16 protein-coding genes, 5 tRNA genes and 2 pseudogenes are annotated in these 25,027 nt (G+C 68.4%); 16 read left to right on the forward strand and 7 right to left on the reverse strand.

Annotated features, from left to right (window positions below; all coding sequences use genetic code 11):
* Positions 1-102 precede the first annotated feature (102 nt).
* The 3 genes and pseudogenes from Sdi02f_RS32135 to Sdi02f_RS32145 form a co-directional block, all read left to right on the forward strand.
* Positions 103-414 carry a trypco2 family protein gene (locus Sdi02f_RS32135; protein ID WP_031085500.1) on the forward strand — a complete coding sequence of 104 codons (312 nt, stop codon included), beginning with the start codon at positions 103-105 and terminating at the stop codon, positions 412-414.
* A gap of 52 nt (positions 415-466) precedes the next feature.
* Entirely contained in the window at positions 467-3,352 is a 2,886-nt protein-coding gene (locus tag Sdi02f_RS32140; protein WP_108934469.1) for an NACHT domain-containing protein, read from the forward strand.
* Positions 3,353-3,477: 125 nt separating this feature from the next.
* A pseudogene (locus Sdi02f_RS32145) lies at positions 3,478-3,579 on the forward strand (IS5/IS1182 family transposase); the annotation flags it as partial.
* A gap of 306 nt (positions 3,580-3,885) precedes the next feature.
* Here the strand turns inward: Sdi02f_RS32145 and Sdi02f_RS32150 are convergent.
* From Sdi02f_RS32150 to Sdi02f_RS32160, 3 genes are all read right to left on the reverse strand, one after another.
* A complete protein-coding gene (locus tag Sdi02f_RS32150) occupies positions 3,886-4,182 on the reverse strand; it encodes a hypothetical protein (RefSeq protein ID WP_159107675.1) in 297 nt (98 codons plus the stop codon).
* Positions 4,148-4,717, reverse strand: a complete 570-nt coding sequence (locus tag Sdi02f_RS32155; RefSeq protein ID WP_245962255.1) for a serine/threonine-protein kinase — start codon at positions 4,715-4,717, stop codon at positions 4,148-4,150. The genes Sdi02f_RS32150 and Sdi02f_RS32155 overlap by 35 nt, the downstream gene beginning before the upstream one ends.
* An 81-nt stretch (positions 4,718-4,798) precedes the next feature.
* Entirely contained in the window at positions 4,799-9,328 is a 4,530-nt protein-coding gene (locus Sdi02f_RS32160) for a DUF6531 domain-containing protein (protein ID WP_108934471.1), read from the reverse strand.
* A gap of 64 nt (positions 9,329-9,392) precedes the next feature.
* On the opposite strand from Sdi02f_RS32160, the gene Sdi02f_RS32165 reads away from it, so the two are divergent.
* Positions 9,393-10,583, forward strand: a complete 1,191-nt coding sequence (locus Sdi02f_RS32165; RefSeq protein WP_108934472.1) for a DUF6183 family protein — start codon at positions 9,393-9,395, stop codon at positions 10,581-10,583.
* Between the two features lie 376 nt (positions 10,584-10,959).
* On the opposite strand, the gene Sdi02f_RS32170 is transcribed toward Sdi02f_RS32165, so the two are convergent.
* Both Sdi02f_RS32170 and Sdi02f_RS32175 read right to left on the reverse strand, forming a co-directional pair.
* Positions 10,960-12,489 (reverse strand): helix-turn-helix domain-containing protein, encoded by a 1,530-nt coding sequence (locus tag Sdi02f_RS32170; protein WP_030404418.1) that lies wholly within the window; start codon positions 12,487-12,489, stop codon positions 10,960-10,962.
* Positions 12,490-12,575: 86 nt separating this feature from the next.
* Complete coding sequence (locus tag Sdi02f_RS32175; protein WP_076976921.1) at positions 12,576-12,773, reverse strand: DUF4236 domain-containing protein; 198 nt, start codon at positions 12,771-12,773, stop codon at positions 12,576-12,578.
* Positions 12,774-13,078: 305 nt separating this feature from the next.
* On the opposite strand from Sdi02f_RS32175, the gene acnA reads away from it, so the two are divergent.
* On the forward strand, positions 13,079-15,793 hold the full coding sequence (gene acnA / locus Sdi02f_RS32180) for an aconitate hydratase AcnA (RefSeq protein ID WP_030404417.1): 2,715 nt from the start codon (positions 13,079-13,081) through the stop codon (positions 15,791-15,793).
* A gap of 87 nt (positions 15,794-15,880) precedes the next feature.
* On the opposite strand, the gene Sdi02f_RS32185 is transcribed toward acnA, so the two are convergent.
* Both Sdi02f_RS32185 and Sdi02f_RS32190 read right to left on the reverse strand, forming a co-directional pair.
* Positions 15,881-16,810, reverse strand: coding sequence for an FG-GAP repeat domain-containing protein (locus tag Sdi02f_RS32185; protein WP_245962256.1), 930 nt, complete (start codon positions 16,808-16,810; stop codon positions 15,881-15,883).
* Between the two features lie 231 nt (positions 16,811-17,041).
* A pseudogene (locus Sdi02f_RS32190) lies at positions 17,042-18,067 on the reverse strand (glycoside hydrolase domain-containing protein); the annotation flags it as partial.
* 23 nt (positions 18,068-18,090) lie between these two features.
* Between Sdi02f_RS32190 and Sdi02f_RS35725 the strand changes: the two are divergent.
* From Sdi02f_RS35725 to Sdi02f_RS32250, 11 genes are all read left to right on the forward strand, one after another.
* Positions 18,091-19,830 carry a recombinase family protein gene (locus tag Sdi02f_RS35725; protein WP_159107676.1) on the forward strand — a complete coding sequence of 580 codons (1,740 nt, stop codon included), beginning with the start codon at positions 18,091-18,093 and terminating at the stop codon, positions 19,828-19,830.
* A gap of 342 nt (positions 19,831-20,172) precedes the next feature.
* Positions 20,173-20,721, forward strand: a complete 549-nt coding sequence (locus tag Sdi02f_RS32205; protein WP_108934475.1) for a hypothetical protein — start codon at positions 20,173-20,175, stop codon at positions 20,719-20,721.
* 116 nt (positions 20,722-20,837) lie between these two features.
* A tRNA-Lys gene (locus tag Sdi02f_RS32210) sits at positions 20,838-20,910 on the forward strand.
* A 96-nt stretch (positions 20,911-21,006) separates the two neighbouring features.
* Positions 21,007-21,078, forward strand: a tRNA-Asn gene (locus tag Sdi02f_RS32215).
* Between the two features lie 138 nt (positions 21,079-21,216).
* A tRNA-Met gene (locus Sdi02f_RS32220) sits at positions 21,217-21,296 on the forward strand.
* A gap of 88 nt (positions 21,297-21,384) precedes the next feature.
* A tRNA-Arg gene (locus tag Sdi02f_RS32225) sits at positions 21,385-21,459 on the forward strand.
* Positions 21,460-21,584: 125 nt separating this feature from the next.
* A tRNA-Asp gene (locus tag Sdi02f_RS32230) sits at positions 21,585-21,660 on the forward strand.
* 160 nt (positions 21,661-21,820) lie between these two features.
* Positions 21,821-22,114, forward strand: a complete 294-nt coding sequence (locus Sdi02f_RS36785; RefSeq protein ID WP_108934476.1) for an HNH endonuclease — start codon at positions 21,821-21,823, stop codon at positions 22,112-22,114.
* A 110-nt stretch (positions 22,115-22,224) separates the two neighbouring features.
* Positions 22,225-22,629, forward strand: a complete 405-nt coding sequence (locus tag Sdi02f_RS37035) for a DUF8602 domain-containing protein (RefSeq protein WP_108934477.1) — start codon at positions 22,225-22,227, stop codon at positions 22,627-22,629.
* A gap of 194 nt (positions 22,630-22,823) precedes the next feature.
* A complete protein-coding gene (locus tag Sdi02f_RS32245) occupies positions 22,824-23,312 on the forward strand; it encodes a P27 family phage terminase small subunit (protein ID WP_159107677.1) in 489 nt (162 codons plus the stop codon).
* Positions 23,293-25,011 (forward strand): terminase large subunit, encoded by a 1,719-nt coding sequence (locus Sdi02f_RS32250; RefSeq protein ID WP_245962258.1) that lies wholly within the window; start codon positions 23,293-23,295, stop codon positions 25,009-25,011. The genes Sdi02f_RS32245 and Sdi02f_RS32250 overlap by 20 nt, the downstream gene beginning before the upstream one ends.
* Positions 25,012-25,027 lie beyond the last annotated feature (16 nt).

The raw sequence follows: 25,027 nt of genomic DNA on the forward strand, positions 1-25,027 counted from the left end.
CCTGGGCGCGGTCGTGTGCCGTGCAGGAGAGATCGGTGTTTGCCGGTTGTGGCTCTCGGGGAGATCGGGACCGGATACGGTCCACATCGAGGGGGTGTCGACGTGCCGCAGGAACCGTGGGCAGAGCTGGGGGAGACCATCAGCGTGATTCGCGCCGAGTTGCAGAGCGCCGTGGAGAAGGGCAGGGATGAGCCGCTGAAATTCAGGACCGGGCCGGTTGAACTTGAATTCACGGTGGAGGTCAAGAAGGACGGTGGAGCCCGGACCAGAATCTTCGTTCTCCCGTGGACGGTTGAAGCCCAGGGTGCTGCGAGTGCGGGTCGGATCCATCGTGTCAAGCTCACCCTGCAGCCGGTCGACGGCGACGGCGACGATCTGAAGATCTCCGCCGACTCACCGCAGCGACCGGAATAGCGCGTACGGTCCGCGTGGGGACCGGCTCGTCTGGTGAGGGGCAGGACGGGGGATGGACCAGGAACGGGTCGTTGAGGTCTGGAATCCGGTCTCGAAGAGGTCGGGCAGCGGGTACCTGATCGGTGACGATGTGGTGCTCACGGCGCACCACATCGTGGCCGGGGTTCCCCTGCGCGGCGCTGTGGAGGTCCGGCAACTGGATCCGGAGGGCGGTACGGACTGGATGGCCGCCGAGCCGGTGTGGCTGCCGGAAGCAGCGGCTTCCGGGGTGCCGCCGGACATGGACGGAGCGCTGCTGCGGATCACCGCGCCGAACTGGCGGCCGCCGGCGACTTCCGCGGTGCGCTTCGGGCGGGTCGTGGGCAAGCACCGGTTGCCCTGCGTCGGGCTGGGCTTTCCCGATGCGGTGACACGCCCCGGCCGTGTACGGGACACCATGCCCGTACGTGGCCATGTCGACCCGTTGCACGGCATGAAGTCGCGGATGACGACGGTGCAGGTCGACGAGGGTATCGTGCCGAGCCGTTCGGGCTGGAGGGGCAGTTCGGGGACCGGGCTGCTGTGCGGACCGTACCTGATCGCGGTCGTGACGGCGGAAAAGAGCCTGGCCCCCGGCGTGCTGGAGGCCGTCCCCGTCAGCGTCCTCGCTGAACTGCCGGGATTCGAGCAGACCCTGTACGCCCACGGGGTCCACTTCGTCACTGAGGACATCGACGGGGCGCCCCCGGATCCCGACGACGAGCCGGACTGCACGCCGATCGCCATGCCTCCGCCCTCCTCACGGCAACGCCTGAGGAAGCTGCTGGCGCCCGCAGCGACAGGGACGGCGACGACCCTGGCGCTTCTGGCGCTGGCCCCGCCCTCGCCGAGCGTCACCTGGCCGGCCGGGTCGGCACTCTCCGGCGTTCTGGCCGGGTGGGGTATGGATTGGTTCCGTGGCGCGCGGTCGGCGGGAGACGTTCGGGAATCCGCGATCCGAAGGCTGCGCGAGGCCGTCCGGGCAGAGGTGGGGCGACGTCGTCGGCAACTGCTGGGCAACGACGACAAGGCCATCAACGTCACTTTCGTCACCCTGCCGCAGCACGGCAGGAACGCCGACAAGGCTTCGCCCCGCGGGGATTTCGACGGCATCGCCCGTTACCTGGACGCGCTCCGGCCCCAACGCCTGGTCATCACGGGCGGTCCCGGATCGGGCAAGACGCTCCTGGCGTATGAACTCGTTCATCGGTTGCTCGCCCGCAAGCACTACGACGGACCTGTTCCGGTCCCGGTCGACCTGTCGGGGTGGGACACCGGCGTGTTGTTCACCGACTGGTTCGCCGCTCGCCTGGGGCAGGAGTACCTGGGCGGTTCCGAGACCCAGGCACGGGACTTGTTGGCCTCCGGCCGCGTCATGCCGGTCCTGGACGGCCTCGACGAGATGGACGCCGCGGACGGTGAGCGGCCCAGAGCCGTCGCCGCGATCGCCGAACTCAACCGGTTCGCCGGGCCTTTGGCGCTGACCTGTCGTTCGGAGGAGTACGCCGGGCTCAGCCGCGCCGGTCAGCGTCTGCTGGACTGCGCGACGGTCCGGATCGAGAGGGTCCGTCCCGTCGACGGCTGGCGGTTCCTGGTCGAGCGGACGGTGGACAGAGCCCGGCTTGCCGAGTTGGAGAACGATATCTGCACAGCGGGGACGGTCTTGGGAGCGGTGCTGTCCTCGCCCTGGATGCTCACGCTGGCGTCACTGGCCTCGCAGACCGACGCCGGAGCCGCGAAACTGCTCTCGTTCATCGGCGCGCCGGCCTCGGACATCCGAGCGCGGGAAGAGTTGCGGGCGACCTTGCTGGAGGAACTCATACCGTCCTTGTGCGAGCCGGATCCGGCCGACCGGCGCCGGCGGTACCAGGCGGCAGCCGTGAGTCAGTGGCTGCGGCTGCTCACCGCGAGCCTGCGCGTCGGCCAGGCGGCACCGGCCGACGGCGGCGGCGCCGTCATGCCCTCCCGGGACCTGGCCATCCACACGCTGTGGCCGGTCGCGGGGCCCCGCAGCGCCCGCTACGCCGCCGCGGCGGTCACCATCGCCTGCTGGCTCCCCGCCCTGCTGTCCCTGGCGGTCTGCCTCCACCGCAACCACGCCCTGCCCCTGCTGCTCGCACTGCTGACCCCTGCGCCGCTGCTGTCGGCCTGGAACGCACGCGCACGGTACGTCGAACCCCGCCGCATCTTGTTCCGGCGGCTGGGCAGCAGACTCGGCTGGAGCCGGATATTGCTGGGAGCCACACTGGGCGGCGTCCTCATGCTGCCCCTGACCCCCGTGTTCGGTCAGGGTTTCGCGTTGGCCGCCGGCGCCGGTTCCGCCGCCGTCTTCGGTTTCGGCCTGGCGCTGTCCGTGCGGGCGGACATCGACCGCTCTCATCTGATGTCCGTCAGTGTCCCGACTGCCCTGCTGGTGACCGTGGGGGCCGGGCTCCTCGTCGGCCGACTCGGCGATTTCATCGGGCTCGTCGCGGGATGCGGTGCCGGAGCGATCGGGTTGGCGGTGGGGGTACCCGCAGGACTGCGCGCCGCTCGGCGAAACAATGGCGGAGAGCCGGACCCGGATCCGCCCGGGGTGCCCACGCCGCTGTCCCCCCTGCGCAATGACGTGACGGCAGGGGTGGTGTCCGGCGTCGTCGTCGCGATACTCACGCTCTACGGGACGCTGTGCGTCGAGTGGTTGCGGGTCGACTGGCCCCTCGCTGTCCTCACGGCCCTTGCCTGCGGTGTGGCTGCCGGGCCCGGTTTCGTCGCAGTCACCGGACGCCAGTACCTCGGGCTGCTTCTGGCCATGCGCGGAAAGCTGCCGTGGCGCCTGACCGCATTCCTCCGCTGGTGCCACGAACGCGGTCTGCTGAGGTCGGCTGGCACCGTCTACCAGGTACGTCACGACGAGCTTCTTGAGTGGCTCCAGCACTGACCCCTGACGGTGCGTTACCCGCTCCGTCACGCGACACGGTGGCAGCCCCTGGCAACCGGTCCGGCCCCTGGTAGAGCAGCAGGTTGACGATCTCCCGCATCGCGTACCGACCCTGATGGCCGCTGACCCTTCCCGCCAGCTCCGAGACAATGATCCACGTCGCCTCGATCGACAACCCCGCCAAGCGCATAACGGACGAGACAACACCAACTTGGCGAGGGACCTAAGAGAGCAGAATGGGCAATTCGCCTGGACCGAATGCCTTCTGAGGGTGTGGCTGTGCGTATCCCGGCCGGTCGGCGGCTGTGGGCATGTTGGGCTGGACACCGTAAGTGAGCGCAAGCCCTACAAGACCGATGTGAGCGACGAGCAAGTGGGCGTTGGCAATCAGCGCGGCGTTTCGGCGCGAAGTCGGCGTCTCACCCGCCAGTTCCGCACGGCGACACGAAAGGTCAACAAAGATGCGGAGGAGGCGGCGTCGCGAATGGATTCGGGTCGCCGCCCCCTCCGTTGGCTGGCATAGCTCCCTCGAGTCACCCCGCTCTCAGGGAGTGAATGGTTGGCGCGAGGTGCTCCGCGACATTGCCGAGGATGCGCAAGTTCTCCCGCACGCCGAGCGTGTTGGGGATCGTGACAAGCAGGGTGTCCGCCTCCTCCGCTGCGTGATCTTGCTGAATCTCCCTGGTGATGGCCTCCGGCTCTCCGATGAAGCTCTTCCCGAAACGGGAGACGGCACCTCCAAGGACGCCGACGTCTTCTTGTGCTTGGAGCGCCGCGGGGCCGAACAAGGATCGGTCACGGTCGGATACGATCGGCAGGATGCTGCGCACGACGGCGACGCGCGACCGTGTTGGCGGCGGTCAGCGACACGCGTGACTCCGCGAACACCGCGAGGCCGAAGTCGATCACCTTCGGTCCGTTGGGCCCGAGGAGCACGTTGGCCGGCTTGAGATCGCGGTGCAGCAGCCCCTGTTTGTGCACCGTCGCCAGTGCTTCCGCGAGCGTCGCGCCCAGCGAGGCGGTGAGGAGGGCGTCCAGCGGTCCGTGACGGGCCACATGCCTGCTGAGGTCCAGCCCCTCGACATACTCCGTCGCCAGCCACGGCGGGTCCGCCTCCGGGTCGGCGTCCAGGAGGGCGGCGATCCTGGCGCCCCACACCGTCTTGAGGATCTCCACCTCCTGCGCGAACCTCAGCCGGGTCTCGGAGTCCACGACGGACGGCTTGATCACCTTCACGGCGGCCGGTTCCCCACCCGGCGACTCCCCCAGATACACCTGGCCCATGCCGCCCTGCCCGATCCGCCCGAGCAGCTCGTATCCGCCCAGCTCGGCGGGGTCGTCGGGGCTGAGGGGCGCGATGTGCACGTGGGTCCTCACAATCGGGACTGGCTGCCGGGGCAGGTGTTCATCGGCACGTTAGACCACTCCGTGCCGGGCAGGTCGGTCTCAGACCGGATACGCCGTATGGATATGGCCGTCGCGGATGACGACTTCCACGTCCCTGGTCTCCCTCCCGCTGCCGTTGATGCCCACGGGCTCGCTGTGTTCGAAGCGGTGAATGTGGCTGTCCTGCCCGGCCCTGGCGCGTGGGTTGGGAATGGCGGGGGTGCCGTCGACGCCCTTGCGGAGCCGTCGGCCCAGGACGAAGTCGTCGCCCTCCCAGAAGAAGTCCTCGTAGAACTCACCGGGCAGTGAGGGTTCCGGCCCGGTGGGGTCGGCATTGTCCCGCACGCGGTCCTGGGCGCCGGGGCCGTGCTGGCCCTCGATGTGGGCCTCGCGTTCCTCGGTGATGCCGTGCCTGCTGCTCTCGCAGCTCACCAGCCCCCACGGGTCGGTCCAGCGAAGGGGGTCGAGGACGTAGGCATGGTGGTTCGGCGCGGGAGCGAGGCCCAGGGGGTCCGGGCTGATGTAGCGGGCGTTCTCGGGGTCGTAGTAGCGCCGGAAGTTGTAATGGAGGCCGGTTTCCGGGTCGTGGTACTGGCCCGGGAAGCGCAGAGGGCAGTCGACCGGGCCGGCGGGACCGCCCACCGGCGTGCCCCACAGCGTCGTGCGCGCCCGCCAGGCGACCCGGCCCTCCTCGTCGACCAGCTCGGTGGGGGTGCCGACCAGGTCGGTGACGATGGCGTAGAAGCGGCGGTCGACCTCGTCCTGGTCGATCTGCAGCAGCGCACGGTCGGTGCCGGGAGCCCATTCCCAGCTTCGGGTGGGACCGCCCGCGGAGCTGCTCTGTTCCACCAGGTGGGAACCGTCCCAGGTGAAGGCCGTCTCCTCGACCGGCAGCCCCGCGTCGGACAGCAGGCGCTTGGCGACGCGGCGGCCGAGACCGTCGTAGACGTACGCCCAGCGGCGCCCGTCCGGGGTCGTGACCTGAGTGAGCCGGTCCTCGGCGTCCCACATGTAGGTCCACTCCCGCGTCCCCCCGGACAGCAGCTTGCGCGTCTGCCGCACGAGGCGCCCCTGTGCGTCGTGGACGTAGGTGACGTGTCCGGCCCTGCGGATGAGTGTGCCGTCGTGGACCCGTTCCCCCTGCGGGCCCTCCGGTGCGTCCGCCCGGCTGACGTTGCCCGCCGCGTCGTAGGCGTAGCGCTCGGACCACCCGGTGGCGGAGACCGCCTCCACCCGGCCGAGACGGTCACGGCTGAACCGGCGGGTGCCGTGGGTCTGGTCCTCGACGGCGGTCAGGCCGCCGTCCGGTCCGTACGTGTACGAGCGGTGCAATAGGGTTTCGTCCGGTGAACCCGTGTCGGAGGCGATTCGGCCGAGGACCCTCTGCTCGGTCAGACGGTGGCCGGCGTCCCACTCCTGCGTCAGTACCGCCGTCTCCCCGAGCCGCCGCTCGGTCTCGTGGCCCGAGATCCCGTAGACGAAGGACAGCGAGTCGTCGGCGAGCCGGACCCGGGTCGGCCGGTTGTTCGCGTCCCATTCCCAATGGCTGACGGCACCCGACGGAGTCCGGCGTTCCGTCCGTCGGCCGAGTACGTCGTACGACGTGCGGACCGCGCGGCCGTTGCACTCCTCGGAGACGACACGGCCCACCACGTCGCGTTCGAAAGTGAGCGTCGTCTCAGCGGTGACCGCCGTGATGAGCTGCCCCGAGGAGTCGTAGGCGAAGGTTGCGATCGCTTCGCCGGACCGTCGCTCCACGACCCGGCCGCACGCGTCCCGCACATAGCTGGTGATCTCGCCGGCGCCGTTGGTGCGCCGGATCAGACGGCCCGCGGCGTCGTAGGTGTAGGCGACGGCGCGGCCGTTGAAGTCCACTTCGCGGACGAGGCGGCCCGCCGGGTCGTAGGTGTACGACCACACCGCACCCGACGCGCTCGTCACGGAGGTGAGCCGCAGTTCGGTGTCGTACGCGAACCACGTCGTCGAACCGTCCGCCTCCGTCCTGGAGCGGAGCCGGTCGAAGTGGGTGAAGGTGTGGGTCGTGCTCCGGCCGTCGAGGCCGGTGTGGCGGAGGATGTTGCCCTCGCCGTCGTAGGACCAGCTCTCACCGCTGCCGTCGGCCATGACGCGCTCGGCGGGGTAGCCCTCCACCGTCCAGGTGGTGCTTGTCGCCGCACCGGCGGCGTCGACGGTACCCACGATGCGGCCGAAGGCGTCGCGGGTGACGTGCGACGTACCGCCCAGTGGCGCGGTGACGGAGTCGGGCAGCCCCAGCGGTCCCGGGTGGACGCGGTGGGTCGCCCCCAGGGCGTTGGTGACGCCGAGCAGTCCACCGGAGGGTTCATGGGCGTAGGTGGTGACGGCACCATCGGCGTCGACGGTCGCCGCCGGGTGGCCGTGCTCGTCGTACGCGTAGCCTCTCCTGCCGCCGTTCGGCAACGTGATCCACAGGGGACGGTCGGAGGAGTCGTACTCACAGGTGGTGACCGTGCCGTCGGGACGGACCACGGAGATGAGGTTGCCACGCTCGTCGTAGCTGTAACGGGACGTGTGGCCCAGCGGATTCGTGCGTGAGAGCAGCCGGTTGTACGCGTCCCACTCGGCGTGGGTGGTGTTGCCGAGCGGGTCGGTCTGGGCGACGACCTGCCGGCGCTCGTTGTACCGGTAGGCCGTGGTGTGGCCGAGCGAGTCGGTGTAGCGGGTCTCCCGGCCTTCCGGGTCGTAGGCGATGGAGCAGGACAGGAACCCGTCGGCGCCTTCACCGCGTATGCAACGGTCCTGGTCGTCGTAGGTGAAGCGGTACCAGGTGCCGTTGCGGTCGGTCCAGGAGGTGATGCGTCCCTGGAGGTCGTAGTCGTACCTGAGGGGAAGACCGCTGGAGTTGTAGATCTCGGTCAGGTGACCCTCGGGGCTGTAGCCGTAGCGGCGCAGCGTCGTGCCGTCCGGCCCCCTCTCCTCGTCGCGCAGCCGCAGGCCGACGATGCGGTTGCCCTCGGTGTCGACGTGCACATGGCGGCCGCCGGAGTCGCGGACGGCGACGGGGGTGCCGGTGTCGTCCCGGTCGATGTCGATGCGCCGTCCACCGCGGTCGGTCACGGCGGCCAGGGGAAGGGTGAACGCCTCGTAGGCGGCGACGGGTCCGGCGAGTGGGGCGAAGTGGCGGGTGCGTCCGGAGGCCGGGTCGGTGATGCGGAGGGGACTCTGGGGGGAGCCGTCCCAGTCCAGCGGCCAGCGCGGGCCCTCCGTCGGCATGACCGACGTACCGGGGGCGGGCACGGGATACACGAGGATCATGCCGTCTTCAGCGGCGAAGACGACGCCTTCCCCGTCCAGTTCGAGACGCTCGTCGAACGTCGAGGCCCAGGACGGGCCGAACCACGAACCCCAGTTGTACGTCGAGAGATGCGTACGCCGCAGCACGAGCGGGAGGAGCCCGGGAAGCTCGGCGTCGGTCTCCTCCACGAGCATCTCGCCGGAGACCATGTCGACGGGGTCGCCGTTCTTGCAGCGCCCCTTGGCCTGTTTGCTCTTGCCGACCGCGTCGTCGGCTCCCTTGCGCAGGCCTCGTCCCAGGCCCTTGGCCATCGCCTTGAGGCCACCCTTGCCCAGGGCTTTCGCTCCTGTCGCGAGCTTGCCGAGCGTGGTGATGCCCTTGCCGCCGGGGATGCAGTCCAGGGCCGCGAATCCCACGTCCCACAGGGACGCTTGGCCTTTGCGGTATTTGTTGAGTGTGTCGGCGAGGACGACGAGGGCGGCCACGACGACGATCGCGGCCAGGATCGGTCCGCCGATGATCATCGCGATGACGCCGACCACGGTCACGACGATCTTGCAGACCGCGACGATGGTGTCCCAGTTGTCCGAGACCCAGTCGCCGATGTCCTCCCACCACGATCGGTTCTGGATGCCGGCATCGGACGCCTCGTCGATCTTGTTCTTGGCCTCGCGAGCGGCGTCCTCGCGCATTTGGCGGGCGTCTTCGGCCATCTTCTTCGCCGTGTCCAGGGCACTCTGGGCGTCATAGACGGCCGACTGCGCGTTCGTCTGCGCCGTCTTGGCGTGCTGGATGTCCCGGGTGGCCGCCCGCACCTTCGCTTCATCCGGCTTGTCGGCGTCCGACTTGCTGCCGGTCGGGTCGTCCTCGTACTTGTCGGCCTCCTTGGACGCCCGGGTCACCCAGGAGTCGGCCGAGGAGAGCTTCGACTGTGCCGAGGAAAGGTCGGCACGGGCTTCGCGCGCCTTCACCAGCGCCTTGTCCGCCAGAGCCTGGGCGCGCTCCAGCTTCGGCCAGAAGTCCGAGAGGGCGTCGCCGCACATCCCGTACGACTTCTCCAGCTTCTTCAGGTTCTTCGGGACGCCCGAGAACTCCTCCTTGAAGACCGTGGCCGACTTGCCCGCCCACTCCGCGAGTGTGCTCTCGCCAGCCATGTTCTTGACCAGGCGCAGGGCGTCGGACACGTCGTCGGCGAAGTCGTGCAGGACTTTCGCCAGCCTGCGCACTCGTTGCGGATCGCCGGGGGCCGGGTCCTTGTCCAGATCAAGGACATGCCAGTCCGTTGGCCGGTTTCCCACGTACTTCCCCCGTCGCATGGCTCCAGTCAAGGCACGTATGCCTCAGCAAAGTTACTTGATCTCCAGCTCTTAGACTCGGGGCGTGAGCCACAACGAAGAGACACCCGGCGTCGGCGCTTCCGACGGACGGCAAGGGGAGCGGCCCGGGCGGGAGTCGCAGCATCCGGCTGAGCTCGGACCAAGGGGAATGTACGAAGCGGCGGAGAAGCTGTGCCGGACGCCTACCGGCGATGGCCTCCCCCTTGAAGCCTCGGCGGCGCGAGCTGTCGGGCGGATCGCCGAGACTCTGGCCGACACGCGTTCCCGGGACAGTGTGACGTTCGCTGTGGACCTCGTGAGCCGGCTGCTGCTGTCCGAAGGGGCCATGCCTCCCGGCGAAGACGATCGGCTGCTGCGTTCCGTGGCCGCGAAGCTGGCCAAGGCTCAGCATCTGCGCGACATCGAGCCTCTGTTCGGTGAGGTGCCGGAAGCGATTCAGGATCCGGCAGTCGAGCTACGGGCCTGTCTCCTCGGAGAGCTGGCGCTGATCGGCTCGGGGGCCGGTCGCCGCTCCCTGGAGGCGTACGCCGAGAAGCTGCGTGAGCTGGGGCATCCGCTGGCTCGGCTGCCAGGGGCGCGACTGGACATCGAGCACCGTTTCGCCGTTCGTGTCCGGGGGCTGGGGTCGATCAAGACCGCGAAGCAGCTACGGTCGCGTTTCCCGGAGGCTTCCTCGACCGGCTCCGGCGCCGTCGTCGGCCGTGGGGCCGAGGACGCCCGGGACGACGGTCGGGCGAGCGCGGCCGCCCGACCGTTCACGGCCGGCGGCTGGGCCCGTGAGCCCGAGGCACGGTTCTTCACGCTGCCGAGCCCGCTCAGCCCCGACGACTTCGGCATCTCCTTCATCAAGGAACTGCCCTTGCGCTGTCTGGCGGGTGAGGGCAGCCGCCGGGGGAGTGCGCTCGCCTGCGTGACGACACCCGACGATGTGCTCAACGAACTGTTCTCGGCTTCGTACGTCGGCGGAGTGAACGGCCAGGGGCAGGGCGGTGCGTACGCGCGGCTGTATGCCTGGGAGAGTCTCTACGCGCTCATGGGGTTGCCCACCGGTGTACCCCTCTTGGAAGCGGTGCGGCGCGCGGCGGATCACCGGTGGTTGCGTTTCATGGCGTTCACGGACTGGTTCCACCACGACACCTCGGACCTGGCTTTCGCCGTGCTCGATCCCACCCGGACTCGGGTCGTGGTGCTGGCGGCAACCGATACCGATGTCCACCGCGATGCTCTCGGATAGCGGGAAGTCGTCCCCGGCACCTTCTTCGCCTTTGTCGTCAGAATGGTCCGAGAGCCTTCCGGCCCTGTGAAGAATGACGTGGGCGTCACCAGCACCGTGCTGCGGACCCGCCGCCGGATTCCGGCCGCGGGGGTTCGGATACCACGCTGCTCTGGCCGGACGTAACGCTTGGGGGTCTTCGGGCGAGGCGCTCGGAGCCTCGGCCTCTTCGCGCTGGCCTGCGGCTGTATCACCTGGCCCCTGGTGAAAACCGTTGTCAATGAACGAACACGTGGCGTTGCATGTCCCAGAGAAGTCCCAGGGGCAACTGCGAGTCCCCCCTGCCTCGCATCTGTACAGGTCAGGAGGGGTTTCGCGCTGCTTTTCCTCAGACCCTTCAGATGTCCCGGAAGATCTCGATCTGCGCCCCGATCGAGTTCAGGCGCTCCGCGAGGTCCTCGTAACCGCGGTTGATGACGTACACGTTGCGCAGCACCGACGTGCCCTCGGCGGCCATCATCGCCAGGAGGACGACGACCGCGGGGCGCAGGGCCGGCGGGCACATCATCTCGGCGGCGCGCCAGCGGGTGGGGCCCTCGACCAGGACGCGGTGGGGGTCCAGGAGCTGGAGGCGGCCGCCGAGGCGGTTCAGGTCGGTGAGGTAGATGGCGCGGTTGTCGTAGACCCAGTCGTGGATGAGGGTCTGGCCCTGCGCCGAGGCCGCGATGGCCGCGAAGAAGGGGACGTTGTCGATGTTCAGCCCGGGGAAGGGCATCGGGTGGATCTTGTCGATCGGGGCTTCGAGCTTGGAGGGGCGGACGGTCAGGTCGACCAGGCGGGTGCGGCCGTTGTCGGCGAAGTACTCCGGGGTGCGGTCGTGGTCGAGGCCCATCTCCTCCAGGACCGCCAGCTCGATCTCCAGGAACTCGATCGGGACGCGACGGACCGTCAGCTCCGACTCCGTGACCACCGCGGCGGCCAGCAGGCTCATCGCCTCGACCGGGTCCTCGGAGGGGGAGTAGTCCACGTCGGCATCGATGACCGGCATGCCGTGCACGGTGAGGGTCGTGGTGCCGATGCCCTCGACGCGGACGCCCAGGGCCTCCAGGAAGAAGCACAGGTCCTGGACCATGTAGTTGGAGGAGGCGTTGCGGATGACGGTGACGCCGTCGTGGCGGGCGGCGGCCAGCAGCGCGTTCTCCGTGACCGTGTCGCCCCGTTCGGTCAGGACGATCGGGCGGTCGGGGCGGACGGTGCGGTCGACCACCGCGTGGTAGTGGCCCTCGGTGGCGGCGACGTCCAGGCCGAAGCGGCGCAGCGCGATCATGTGCGGCTCGATGGTGCGGGTGCCGAGGTCGCAGCCGCCGGCGTAGGGCAGCCGGAAGCGGTCCATGCGGTGCAGCAGCGGGCCGAGGAACATGATGATGGAGCGGGTGCGGACGGCCGCCTCGGCGTCGATGGCCTCCATGTCCAGCTCGGCGGGCGGCACGATCTCCAGGTCGGTGCCGTCGTTGACCCAGCGGGTGCGCACGCCGATGGAGTTGAGCACCTCCAGGAGGCGGTAGACCTCCTCGATGCGGGCGACCCGGCGCAGCACCGTGCGGCCCTTGTTGAGCAGCGAGGCGCACAGCAGGGCCACGCAGGCGTTCTTGCTGGTCTTGACGTCGATCGCGCCGGACAGCCGTCGGCCGCCGACCACGCGCAGGTGCATCGGACCCGAGTAGCCCAGGGAGACGATCTCGCTGTCCAGCGCTTCGCCGATGCGGGCGATCATCTCAAGACTGATGTTCTGGTTGCCGCGCTCGATGCGGTTGACGGCACTCTGACTGGTGTTGAGCGCCTCCGCAAGCTGGGACTGTGTCCAGCCGCGGTGCTGCCGGGCGTCACGGATGAGTCGGCCGATGCGTACGAGGTAGTCGTCTGCCATGAGGTTGAGGCTATCTCAGATATGAGATTGCGCCTCTCGGGGGGTCCGTTCGGGTGATGTGACGTCAAGTAACCCCCGGTCACGCCTCAGCGGCGCCTGCTCGTCGTCGTGCGACGCCACCCGAAAGGTCCCGGCAAATCCATCGATGTCGTACGACGTCCGGTGCTGCTGCGGGTGTGGCGCGGGCCGTTGCGGCCTCCGGTCGTGATGGACCACGAGCGTTTGTTGATGTTCAGCCGCACTCCGGGGAGGATCCGGAAACTCTTGCGGAACGTGAGCGGCATCGTGCCCCCTTCCGTGTCGCGCCGGGTCGGTCCGGTACGCATCGGATACCCCCGTCCGGCGTAGTGATGGCCGCGCGGGTCACCCGGAGTGGGGCGCACGCCACACGGTGCCCGGACATGACCGGACCGCCCCCATGTACTAGAGTTATCTCGACATCGAGATATCTGCCGAGGCGTGCCGCAGTCGCGCGCCGCTGCCGGTCTGGCGGTAAGGGTTACCTAACTTAGCCTTACCTTAGCGGATCGGCCGGAGTGGCGTGGCGGCAGGATGCGGTGGTACGCGCACATGAATGAAGGAGACTGTCGTGTCGGCGAACAGCTTCGACGCCCGCAGCACGCTGCAGGTGGGCGACGAGTCGTACGAGATCTTCCGGCTGGACAAGGTCGAGGGCTCCGCGCGCCTTCCCTACAGCCTGAAGGTGCTGCTGGAGAACCTGCTCCGTACCGAGGACGGCGCGAACATCACCGCCGACCACATCCGCGCCCTCGGCGGCTGGGACTCGCAGGCCCAGCCGTCGCAGGAGATCCAGTTCACGCCGGCCCGCGTGATCATGCAGGACTTCACCGGCGTGCCCTGTGTCGTCGACCTCGCCACCATGCGTGAGGCCGTCAAGGAGCTCGGCGGCGACGCCGCGAAGATCAACCCGTTGGCCCCGGCCGAGCTGGTCATCGACCACTCCGTCATCGCCGACAAGTTCGGCACCAACGACGCGTTCAAGCAGAACGTCGACCTGGAGTACGGCCGCAACCGCGAGCGCTACCAGTTCCTGCGCTGGGGCCAGACCGCCTTCGACGAGTTCAAGGTCGTCCCGCCCGGCACCGGCATCGTCCACCAGGTGAACATCGAGCACCTGGCCCGCGTCGTCATGACCCGTGACGGCAAGGCCTACCCCGACACCCTGGTCGGCACCGACTCGCACACCACCATGGTCAACGGCCTCGGCGTCCTCGGCTGGGGCGTCGGCGGCATCGAGGCCGAGGCCGCGATGCTCGGCCAGCCGGTCTCCATGCTGATCCCGCGTGTCGTCGGCTTCAAGCTCACCGGCGAGCTCCAGGCCGGCACCACCGCCACCGACCTGGTGCTCACCATCACCGAGATGCTGCGCAAGCACGGCGTCGTCGGCAAGTTCGTCGAGTTCTACGGCGAGGGCGTGGCGGCCACCAGCCTCGCCAACCGCGCCACCATCGGCAACATGTCGCCGGAGTTCGGCTCCACCGCCGCGATCTTCCCGGTCGACGACGAGACGCTGAACTACATGCGCCTGACCGGCCGCAGCGAGCAGCAGGTCGCGCTGGTCGAGGCGTACGCCAAGGAGCAGGGACTCTGGCTGGACCCGAAGGCCGAGCCGGACTTCTCCGAGAAGCTGGAGCTCGACCTCTCCACGGTCGTGCCCTCCATCGCCGGCCCGAAGCGCCCGCAGGACCGCATCGTCCTCGCCAACGCCGCCCAGCAGTTCAAGGCGGACGTCCTCAACTACGTGGACGTCGTGGACGAGGCGGGCAAGGAGTCCTTCCCGGCCTCCGACTCCCCGGCCGTCACCAACGGCGCCCCGTCCAACCCGGTCCGCGTGACCGCCCCCGACGGCACCTCCTACGAGCTGGACCACGGTGCGGTGACGGTCGCGGCCATCACCTCCTGCACCAACACCTCCAACCCGTACGTCATGGTCGCCGCCGCCCTGGTGGCCAAGAAGGCGGTCGAGAAGGGTCTGACCCGCAAGCCCTGGGTCAAGACCACCCTCGCCCCGGGCTCCAAGGTCGTCACCGACTACTTCGAGAAGGCGGGCCTGACCCCCTACCTCGACAAGGTCGGCTTCAACCTCGTCGGCTACGGCTGCACCACCTGCATCGGCAACTCGGGCCCGCTGCCCGACGAGGTCTCCAAGGCCGTCAACGAGCACGACCTGGCCGTCACCTCGGTGCTCTCCGGCAACCGCAACTTCGAGGGCCGGATCAACCCCGACGTCAAGATGAACTACCTGGCGTCCCCGCCGCTGGTCGTCGCCTACGCGCTCGCGGGCTCCATGAAGGTGGACATCACCAAGGACGCCCTGGGCACCGACCAGGACGGCAACCCCGTCTTCCTCAAGGACATCTGGCCCTCCGAGGCCGAGGTCAACGACGTCGTCGCCAACGCCATCGGCGAGGACATGTTCGCCAAGTCCTACAGCGACGTCTTCGCGGGCGACGCCCAGTGGCAGGCGCTGCCGATCCCCACCGGCGACACCTTCGAGTGGGACGCCGAGTCCACCTACGTGCGCAAGCCCCCGTACTTCGAGGGCATGGCCATGGAGCCGGCCCCGGTCGAGGACATCTCCGGCGCCCGCGTGCTCGCCAAGCTGGGCGACTCGGTGACGACGGACCACATCTCGCCCGCCGGTGCCATCAAGGCCGACACCCCGGCCGGCAAGTACCTCACGGAGCACGGCGTCGAGCGCCGCGACTTCAACAGCTACGGCTCGCGCCGCGGCAACCACGAGATCATGATCCGCGGCACCTTCGCCAACATCCGCCTGCGCAACCAGATCGCGCCGGGCACCGAGGGCGGCTACACCCGCGACTTCACCCAGGACGGCGGTCCGGTGTCGTTCATCTACGACGCCTCCCGCAACTACATCGAGCAGAACATCCCGCTCGTCGTCCTGGCCGGCAAGGAGTACGGTTCCGGCTCGTCCCGCGACTGGGCCGCCAAGGGCACCGCGCTCCTGGGCGTCAAGGCCGTCATCGCCGAGTCCTACGAGCGCATCCACCGCTCGAACCTCATCGGCATGGGCGTCCTGCCGCTGCAGTTCCCGGAGGGCCAGACCGCCGAGTCCCTCGGCCTGACCGGCGAGGAGTCCTTCTCCGTCTCCGGCGTGACCGAGCTGAACGAGGGCACCACCCCGCGCACGGTGAAGGTCACCACCGACACCGGCGTCGAGTTCGACGCGGTCGTCCGCATCGACACCCCGGGTGAGGCGGACTACTACCGCAACGGCGGCATCCTGCAGTACGTGCTGCGCAGCCTGATCCGCAAGTAGGCGGCGGCGCACAACGGTTGAGGGCCGCATCCCCGGTGACGGGGGTGCGGCCCTCGCGCTTGCCCCTCACGAGGGGCCGCGTACGGCTCAGAACAGGATGCGGTACGTGTTCCAGCCGCCGCTGCCGATCTTCACGCGGGACTTGTACGGGGCGGCGGCCCTGCCGGTGCCCTTGTACACGTACAGCGCGCCGTCCTTGTCGCGTGCGACCAGGTCGGTGATGCCGTCGATGTCGATGTCGCCGACGGTCACGAGGTTGTTGTACGTGTTCCAGCCGCCGCCGATGCGGGTGCGGGAGGTGAACGGCGCCTTGTAGTTGCCGGTGCCCTTGTAGAGCCACAGCACGCCGGACTTGTCCTTGGCGACGATGTCGTCCTTGCCGTCACCGGTCAGGTCGCCCTTGCCGGCGATGTGGGTGTACGTGTTCCAGCCGCCGCCGACCTTGTAGCGCTGGGTCAGCGTGCCGTTGCCGTAGCCGAGGTACAGCCACAGGACGCCGGACTTGTCCCGTGCGATCAGGTCGTCCGCGGCGGCACCGCCGAGGTTGCCGGCCGACAGGAGCCGGTCGTAGATGCCCCAGCCCTTGCCGACGAGCGTCGAGCCGGTGGTGTTCCACTTCAGGTAGTGGAGCTGGCCGTCGACCACGATCCACAGTCCGTCGGACTCGCCGTCGGCGTTGTGGTCCACCTGCGTGATGAACTTGGTGTCCGGGGAGACCTGGCCCGCGTTGGAGCGTCCGGTGAGCCCACCGTACCCGTCGGGGGCGTAACTGCTCAGGTATCCGCCGCTGTTCATGCCGTACAGGCCGTTGATCGGCGCGTAGCCCTGCACGTCGGCCGTGCTGAACTTCGACGCGTCCGACGGCTTCACGTCGAGCGGCGCCTTCGACGCGGAAGGCACGGGCGCGTCCGCGGCGACGGCGCTGCCCGCGCCGGTCGCCACCAGTGCGGCGGTGAGCGCCGCGGCCGTGGCACGTGCCAGGACGCGACGCGTGTTCAGGCCGGAGGTTTTGGCCACGTGGGTCCTCCATTGGGTCATGCGGAAGGGACCACGGACGGGTAAGTCCGCAAGATCCCGGGATACTTCGTGATCCTTACACACGTCGTTCACAGGTCAACCAGATTTACGGCCGGGGACGAGAGCGGTACAGAACAGGTACGCAAGCGCAACGCGGAACGTGGAACCATGTGCGGGGTACGCCGGTCACCCGGCGTACCCCGCCATGTCATTCCGTGCCCGCCCTCAGGTTCAGGCCAGCAGCTCCACCTCCGCCAGCGTGTGCGCGCCGTCCAGGACCAGCCGGTACTTGGCGTACGAGCCCGGCGACTTCACCGAGAACGCCCGGGTCTGCCGGTCCCAGGCGAAGGATTCGCCCGAGCGCTCGTCCAGCGTCCGCCAGGTGGTGCCGTCGGCCGAGCCCTGGAGTTTCCAGCCGGCCGGGGCCTTCGTGCGGTCCGCCGACGAGGTCAGCGTGTACTGGACCGCCTTGACGCCCTTGCCGGACACGGGCAGGTCCACGGAGGTCACGCTCGCGTCCGTTCCCGACGTGTTGTCGAACAGCGCGCCCGCGCCGGTGATCGCGTCGGCGCGCGGGGTCGCCACCTCGTCGCCCTCGGTGATCGACGCGGGCGCCGCGTCCTTGCCGGTGCCCCACGAGGAGGGCTTCGCGCCCATGTCGAACTCCAGGACGCCGCCCTTGGCGAGCAGCGAGTGGGGGAGCGAAGTGGAGGTCCAGCGCTTGCCGTTGACCTTCAGACCCTGCACGTAGACGTTCTTCGTGCTGTTCTTCGGCGCCTTGACGACCAGGTCGCGGCCGTTCTCCAGGTGGACCGTGGCCTTGGTGAACAGCGGGGACCCGACGGCGTACTCGCCGCTGCCCATCACCAGCGGGTAGAAGCCGAGCGAGGAGAAGAGGAACCAGGCCGACTGCTCGCCGTTGTCCTCGTCGCCGTGGTAGCCCTGGCCGATGTCGCTGCCGGTGTACAGGCGCTGGAGCACCTCGCGGATGTTCTTCTGCGTCTTGTAGGGCTGTCCGGCCGCGTCGTACATGTACAGGGCGTGGTGGGCGACCTGGTTGGAGTGCCCGTACATGCCCATGCGGACGTCCCGGGCCTCGACCATCTCGTGGATGACGCCGTTGTAGGAGCCCTTCAGCTCCGGCGAGGCCGTCTCCGGGGTCGAGAGGTAGGCGTCGAGCTTGTCGCCGAGGCCGTCCCGGCCGCCGTACAGGTTGGCCAGGCCGCGGCTGTCCTGCGGCGCGGTGAAGGCGTATCCCCCACGGGGGCTACACTCGCCCCATGACACTAGGAGTCGTGACCGGTATGGACACCCACGCCGGAGTGTACGGTCGACAGTCCGCCCGACGGGCCAACAAATCAGAGGTCTCTACAGAGGACCAGCTAAAAGAGGGCGTGGCCCGCGCACGTCAGATGGGCGCGACCAAGATTGCCACCTATGAGGACCTGGGCATCAGCGCGTTCTCCGGGGATGAGCGTCCGGACTTTGACCGCCTGATCGCCGACTGCCGAGCCGGCCGAATCAACCTGGTCATCGTGTACTACGTGAGCCGGTTCTCCCGACTGGAGGTCGCGGACGCTCTCCCCGTGTGTCAGGAGCTGTTGAACCTGGGCGTGACCATCGTGAGCCTCACGGAGGGCACGTTCAAGCGGGACAACATCATGGACCTGATCCACCTCATCTTCCGCCTGGACGCTGCCCACCAGGAATCCAAGAACAAGTCCGTAGCTGTGAAGCGGGCCAAGGCTACGTCCAAGGAGTTGGGGGGCTGGAGCGGGCCGGCCCCCTACGGGTTTGAGACCTATGAGGACACCGTGACCCGCACCGGAGAAGACGGACGCACCCGCACGCTGGTAATCAAGCGCCTCCGCCCGAACAAGACGGAGTGCGACGTCGTGTCCACGCACATCTTCCCGCCCATCCTGGAGCACATGGGAAAGCCCTACGCCTCCGGGTACATGAAATTCCACCCGGGCTCCATTTCCGGCGTCACGACCACCATGAACCGCAAGCCCATTCCCACCCGAGGCGCAAAAACCGGCAAGGAACGGAAAGCCTCCCAATGGGACCGGAAGACCGTCACCCGCATCCTCATGGACCCCCGTTTCGCCGGTTACGCCGCTGAAGCTGTCTACAACAAAGAGGGCCGTGGCCGGAAGATCACCGGTTACCGCATCCTCCGGGACGAGGACGGCCAACCCATTCCCACCCCGTGGCCGCCCATTATCAACCCCGCCGACTGGTGGCGAGTCCAGGAGTGGCTCCAGGGCCGCAAGGACTCCAACCCCAACAACAAGGGCGACTCGTTGCTGTCCGGCCTGGGCATCATGCGCTGTACGTGTACAGCCACGTGGAAAGCCACCCGGTACCCAGCGACCAAGGACCACCCGGAGGGGCAGCGTGCCTACCGGTGCAACATCGGACAGCGCACCACGACGGCCCACACGGGAACCCCCACCATCACCATGGACGCCCTGGACAACTACGTGGCGAACCGGATCTTCGGACTGATCCGGGCAGCGGAGGACGATGAGGACACCCTCCTCATCCTCATGGAGGTCACGCGCCGCTACGGGAGGCTCAGGGAGGCCCCGGAGACGGCCGGCGAACGGGACCAGATCCTCACGGAGAGGGCGGAGGTCCGGGACGGCCTGGCGAGCCTGTTCGATGACCGGGATGCGGGACTGTTCCGCACGGAGTTCGCCCTGGCCCGGTTCCGGAAGTCCGCTTCAGCCCTTCAGGACCGGCTGGAGGCCCTGGACGCCCGCCTGGCGGCCCTGGAGGAGGCCAGCGCACCCAAGTTGCCGCTGGCGCAGTGGCAGGCGTGGGACCAGGACCCGACCGGGCCGGGGAGCTGGTGGGCCAGGAGGACGCTGGAGGAGCGGCGGGAGTTCGTGAAACTGTTCGTCAAGCGCATCACGATCCGTCCGCTGAGGCGGGCCCGGGTGGCAGAGCCGTTGCACCAGCGGGTGACCATCGAGTGGCACCGGCCCACGGAGGAGTTGGACATGGTGGCCTAGGTCACGTTCACATACGAGAGGGTCTCTGCTCACCTGAGCGGGGGCCCTTTCTTTCTGACCTTTAGGTCACGAAACGGTAACGGCCCCGTGGGTCCGGGTGACGTTCGGCGGGGCCGATGACGTTCAGCGGGCGGGGACGGGGCGTCCGCACCCCCTCTGACCTGCATGAATGGTGGTAGTGACGTTTGAGGTAGTGATCTCAGTACCACATAAGAAAACCTATAGGCATCCCGGGATGACGGCCACGTTCGTCACTCCGTCACTCGGCCCTCCGGCCCCCGCACGCTGGGCCGCCGGCCCCGGATCACCAGGCGCACACACGCGAACCCCTGGAGGTCCCCAATGCGCGTCTTCCGCGTCTGCCACCGTTGGCACGACCGCTCCGGCCACGGCATCGGCACCGGTCCCTACGCGTTCGGCTACACGTCGTTCCCGGAGTACGCGGCCAACCTGGTCGACCCCATGCGCTGGTGCCACCAGGGCGGGACACACCCCTCGCCGTGGGTGGACGGCATCGAGGACTACGAGCGTCACGACGTCTGCGGGTTCCTCTCCATGGAGGACCTGAACACCTGGTTCGAGCACCACTGGCGCCTCCGCCTCCACCAGGCGGGGTTCCGGACCACGGAGTTCGAGGTCCCGGAGGAGGCCGTGAAGCGAGGCGGCTTCCAGATCATGTTCGACGCCCGCAAGGCCGTGGCCAAGCGCCACCACACGCTGGCCCACGGCTGCGACCTCCTGCACGAGGGGAGCGACCTCAAGGCGGAGGACCAGATGTGCACGTCCACGTTCCACCTTGCTGGAGGGCGGGACCGGGACCTGCGCCCCGGTCCGGAGGACGTCCAGATGCGCATCCCCCGTCGGCCTCGCCCGGTGGCCTCGCTGGTCTGATCCCAGGCCGCTGACACCAGACAACTACTCAGAGGGAGCCGGGGGCTTGATCGCCACCCGATGGCCCTCCGCCCCCAGGCTCCCCGCCTCTCTCCCGGGTTGAGCCTGGGGGCCTCGCATCCGTAGCTCAGTTGGTAGAGCACTGGATTCTTAATCCATGCGTCGCTGGTTCGAGTCCAGCCGGATGCACGCTGGGAAGACACGCATCGGTCCGTGGACCAGGGCGCAAGCCCGTAAGTGGCAGACGGGGCGTGTCATGGGGGCGGGTGGTTACCGTCCCTGCCATGGCTTGTGGCGCAACGGCAGCGCACCGGGTTGTTACCCCGGGGGTTCCTGGTTCGAATCCAGGCAAGCCAGCAAGGCTCCGCCGGACCGGCCCTTGACCGGGAAGCAACGCGGAGCCCAGGGGGTACTCATGAGGAGTCCGTCCCTAGTACGTCGCCTAGTCAGCGACCGAACCGGAGGGCTAGCCGGTAAGAGTCCGGCCCCCCGCCTACCTCCGTAGCTCAGTTGGCAGAGCGGCCCCCTCATAAGGGGTGACGGTTGATGCGCTGGTTCGAGTCCAGCCGGAGGTACGGAGCAACCAGCGAACCCTCACGGGTCAACGATCGGCACGCACTCCGATGTCCGGGACCAGGGAACTGGACCGGGGCCTGGTTGCAACCCTCTTCTAGCTCAGTAGGTCAGAGCGCCGGGCAACGTACCCGGAGGTCGCTGGTTCGATTCCGGCGGGAGGGACTGGAGCGGACGGAGCGATCCGGACGCTTGCACGGTAGCTGGTTGGCGCAGCGCTGGCCCCCAGGGATGGCCTTGGGCTTGCCGGGACGGGGGTTCGAGTCCCCACCGTGACGCCCGCTCCTCATGCTCCGTTCGCCCAGTCTGGCCCAGGGCGCCGCCTTGTCATGGCGGAGGTCACCGGTTCGAATCCGGTACGGAGCGCTGGAGGCAGCGTGCGCAGTGTGCTGGCTATGTTTCGGCGCGACCAGCGGGGACGCAATCCCCAACCCCTGAGGGGGTGCCGGTTCGAATCCGGATCGCACGCTGTCTCCGCTTACCACCTACTCACGTGAGGTGGTGCCCCGGAGAGAGGACCCGCAGCATGGCCACGCGCAACACGCGCTCACAACGTAGACGACGCGATGTCATCGCGCACGGGCCTAACGCTGCGGCCCTCCTCCGGAGGCACATCCGTGAGGAGTACGCCAAGCATGGCCGGCGCCCTCAGTGCGCACGCTGTCCCGCACAACCGTTGCCCTCGCTGGTGGACGTGGACCACGTGGTCCCGATCCACAAGGGCGGTACGGACACGAGCGACAACGTACAGGTGCTGTGCAAGCCGTGCCACCGGGTGAAGACCCACCGGGACTGCGGGTACTCCACCCCCCTGTTCTGATACCCCCTGGGTGGCCGTGTGCCACCCCCCTAGCTCCCCCTCCCCTGTACGGCCCCCACATGCCACCCCGGTGGTATCACTGGTCCAGGGGAGGGGTTGAGGCGTACACCATGCCTGCACGTCCACGCAAGCCATGCTCACAACCCGGGTGCTCAGAGCTGACACCAAGCGGTGGTCCATGTGCTGAGCACAAGAGGCAGCGTGAGAAGCTGAGGGCTGAAGCTGGTAACGCTGTGTACTCCACGACACGATGGCAGCGAGTACGCAAGCGGTTCCTCTACTTGAACCCTTGGTGTTCGCTGTGCGCACGCCAAGCGACCGTAGCCGACCATTGGCCAGTGTCCAGGCGCGACCTGGTTCGGCAGCAGGTTGACAACCCCGACGCGCACAAGCACTTGCGTCCGCTGTGCACGCTCTGTCACAACAAGGAGACGGCCCGTTTGCAGCCTGGTGGCTTCATCGCTGCCAACGCGCGACCGGTCGTCCGCCTGCCGGCCTCGCCCCCTGGGGGGTGACCCCCGCCCGTGCCCGAGACCACTCGGCAGGGAGGGCGGCGTACGACATGGCCGATCGGAGCGTTCCTGCGGGAACCTCGCCCTTCTGAGCATCGCCCCAGGTAGGCGACTCGGCACCCCATCTGACCAGGCAAGACGGCACCCCACCTTGCCCCGGTATGTCCGCCGCTCCCACCGCACGCAAGGAGGCGTCCATGAGCGTCTCCGGCGCCAAGCCTATGCCTCACCTCCAGGCCGTCCGTGAGGGGTCCTTCCGTCCCGACCGCCAGAACGAGGGTGCCCGGTTCGCCCCGGTGGACCCCGTGGAGCCGGCGTGGGACGACGTGTTCCCCGGGCGGACCAAGGACGTCAAGGAGACCCGCGCGTACGCCGCTGCCCTCTGGGCGCGCATCGTGCCGGCCCTGGTGGTGTCCACCGGGCTGACGGAGACCCAGCGGGAGACCGTGACGGACTACGTGGTGACCGCTACCCGCATCTGGCAGGGGGAGCGCGCGCTGTCCCTCCAGGGCCTGGTGGTCCAGACGGAGCGGGGCATGGTCAAGAACCCTTGGACCTCCATTCTCAACGCGTACCGCTCGCACTTCCGTTCCCTGACTGGCGAACTGGGTCTGTCTCCGTCGGCGGCCTCCCGCATTGCGGCCCCCGACACAACAGGAGACGACGATGACGACACCTTCGACTGACAGCCTGGGCCTCTGGAAGCAGGATCTTCCCGTCCCGTACGCCTCGCTCCTGGAGCTAGGCATGACGGAGGAGGAGATCCTGGACGGGTGGGAGCGCCGGCCGCTCCACTGGACGTGCCAGGCCCCCGAGCACCCGGGCGCCTACTTCTCTGTTGAGCACGCTGCGCGGGCCCTCAGGGCGGTGGAGTCCTTCAAGCACACCAAGGGCCGATGGGGCGGTACGCCGCTCCGGCTTCAGACCTGGCAAAAGGTCTGGGTGATCTTCCCCATCTTCGGGTGGGTCTACTTTGACACGGAGATCCAGCGCGTCCTCCGGGTGATCCGCTCCGCGTGGGTGGAGATCCCCCGCAAGGCCGGCAAGTCCACGCTGTCCTCCGGCATCGCCCTCACGCTCCTCCTGGCCGACCGGGAAATGGGTGCGGAGGTCTACGCCGCTGCGGGCTCGCTCGAACAGGCCGGCCGAGTCGCTGAGGACTGCAAGCGCATGGCGATGACGTCCAAGGCCGTACGTGGTCGCGTGGACGTCCTCCGCAACGTCATCCGGGTGCCCCGTACCGGTGGCCTCTTCAGACCACTGTCCAAGGTGGCAGAGACGGCCCACGGACTGAACGTCTCCGGTGCCATCGTGGATGAGGTCCACGTTCACAAGTCCCGAGACCTCATCGACGCTATCGAGACCGGTGTAGGTGCCCGTGACCAGCCGCTGATTGTGTACATCACCACGGCTGATGAGGGCGTGGAGGGCTCCATTTACGACGAGAAGCACACGTACACCCTCCGGTGTGCTGAGCGTGTCGTCACGGACACCCAGCAGTATGGCGTTGTATGGGCCGCCGCTGCGGACGCTGACCCGTTCGCGGAGGAGACCTGGCGCAGGGCCAACCCTGGCCTGGGCGTCTCGCCCTCGCTGGCGTACATCCAGCGCGAGGCCAACAAGGCCAAGGCGACACCTTCGTACCTCCCGACGTTCCTCCGCCTCTCGCTCAACCGGCGCATGCGCGCGGCCACCCGCTGGTTGCCGCAACCGCTCTGGGACGCGAACGCCGGCACCGTGGACGACAAGCGGTTCCGCTACCGGCGCGCGTGGGGAGGAGTGGACCTCTCCGCCGTGTCCGACCTCTCCGCCTGGGTCCTCGCTGTCGAGTCCCGACAGAAGGGCGTGGAGCTGGAGCTGGTGGCCCGGTTCTGGCTACCGGAGGAGCGACTGGACGAACTGGAGGCACAACTCCACGTCCCGCTCCGCCAGTGGGCCAAGGAGGGATGGCTGACTCTCACGGAGGGCGACGCCATCGACTACACGGCTATCGAGAAGCAGATCATCGCTGATTGCCGCCGGCTGGACGTCCAGCGCGTTTCATACGACCGCATGTTCGCTGGCCAGATGGTCCAGCGTCTGGAGTCCAAGACCCGGGGCGTGGACGTAGTGCCCGTGGCGCAGACCTACTTGGGCATGTCCCCAGGCTCCAAGGAGCTGGAGCGACTCCTCCGCGAGGGCCAGGTCCGTCACGGCGGAAACCCCATCCTCCGCTGGAACGCCCTCTGCTGCGAGGTCTACACGGACGGAAACGACAACATCCGTCCCGTGAAGCCGGACCGCAACAAGTCATCGTCCCGCATCGACGGCATCGCGGCCTCCGTGATGGCCCTGGACGGATACGTCCGTCGTCCGATCCGCAAGGCCAGAGCGGCCAGCGCGTAACCCTACTCATCCCCCT

This window comes from Streptomyces ardesiacus, from assembly GCF_003112575.1.
Classification (GTDB): domain Bacteria; phylum Actinomycetota; class Actinomycetes; order Streptomycetales; family Streptomycetaceae; genus Streptomyces; species Streptomyces ardesiacus.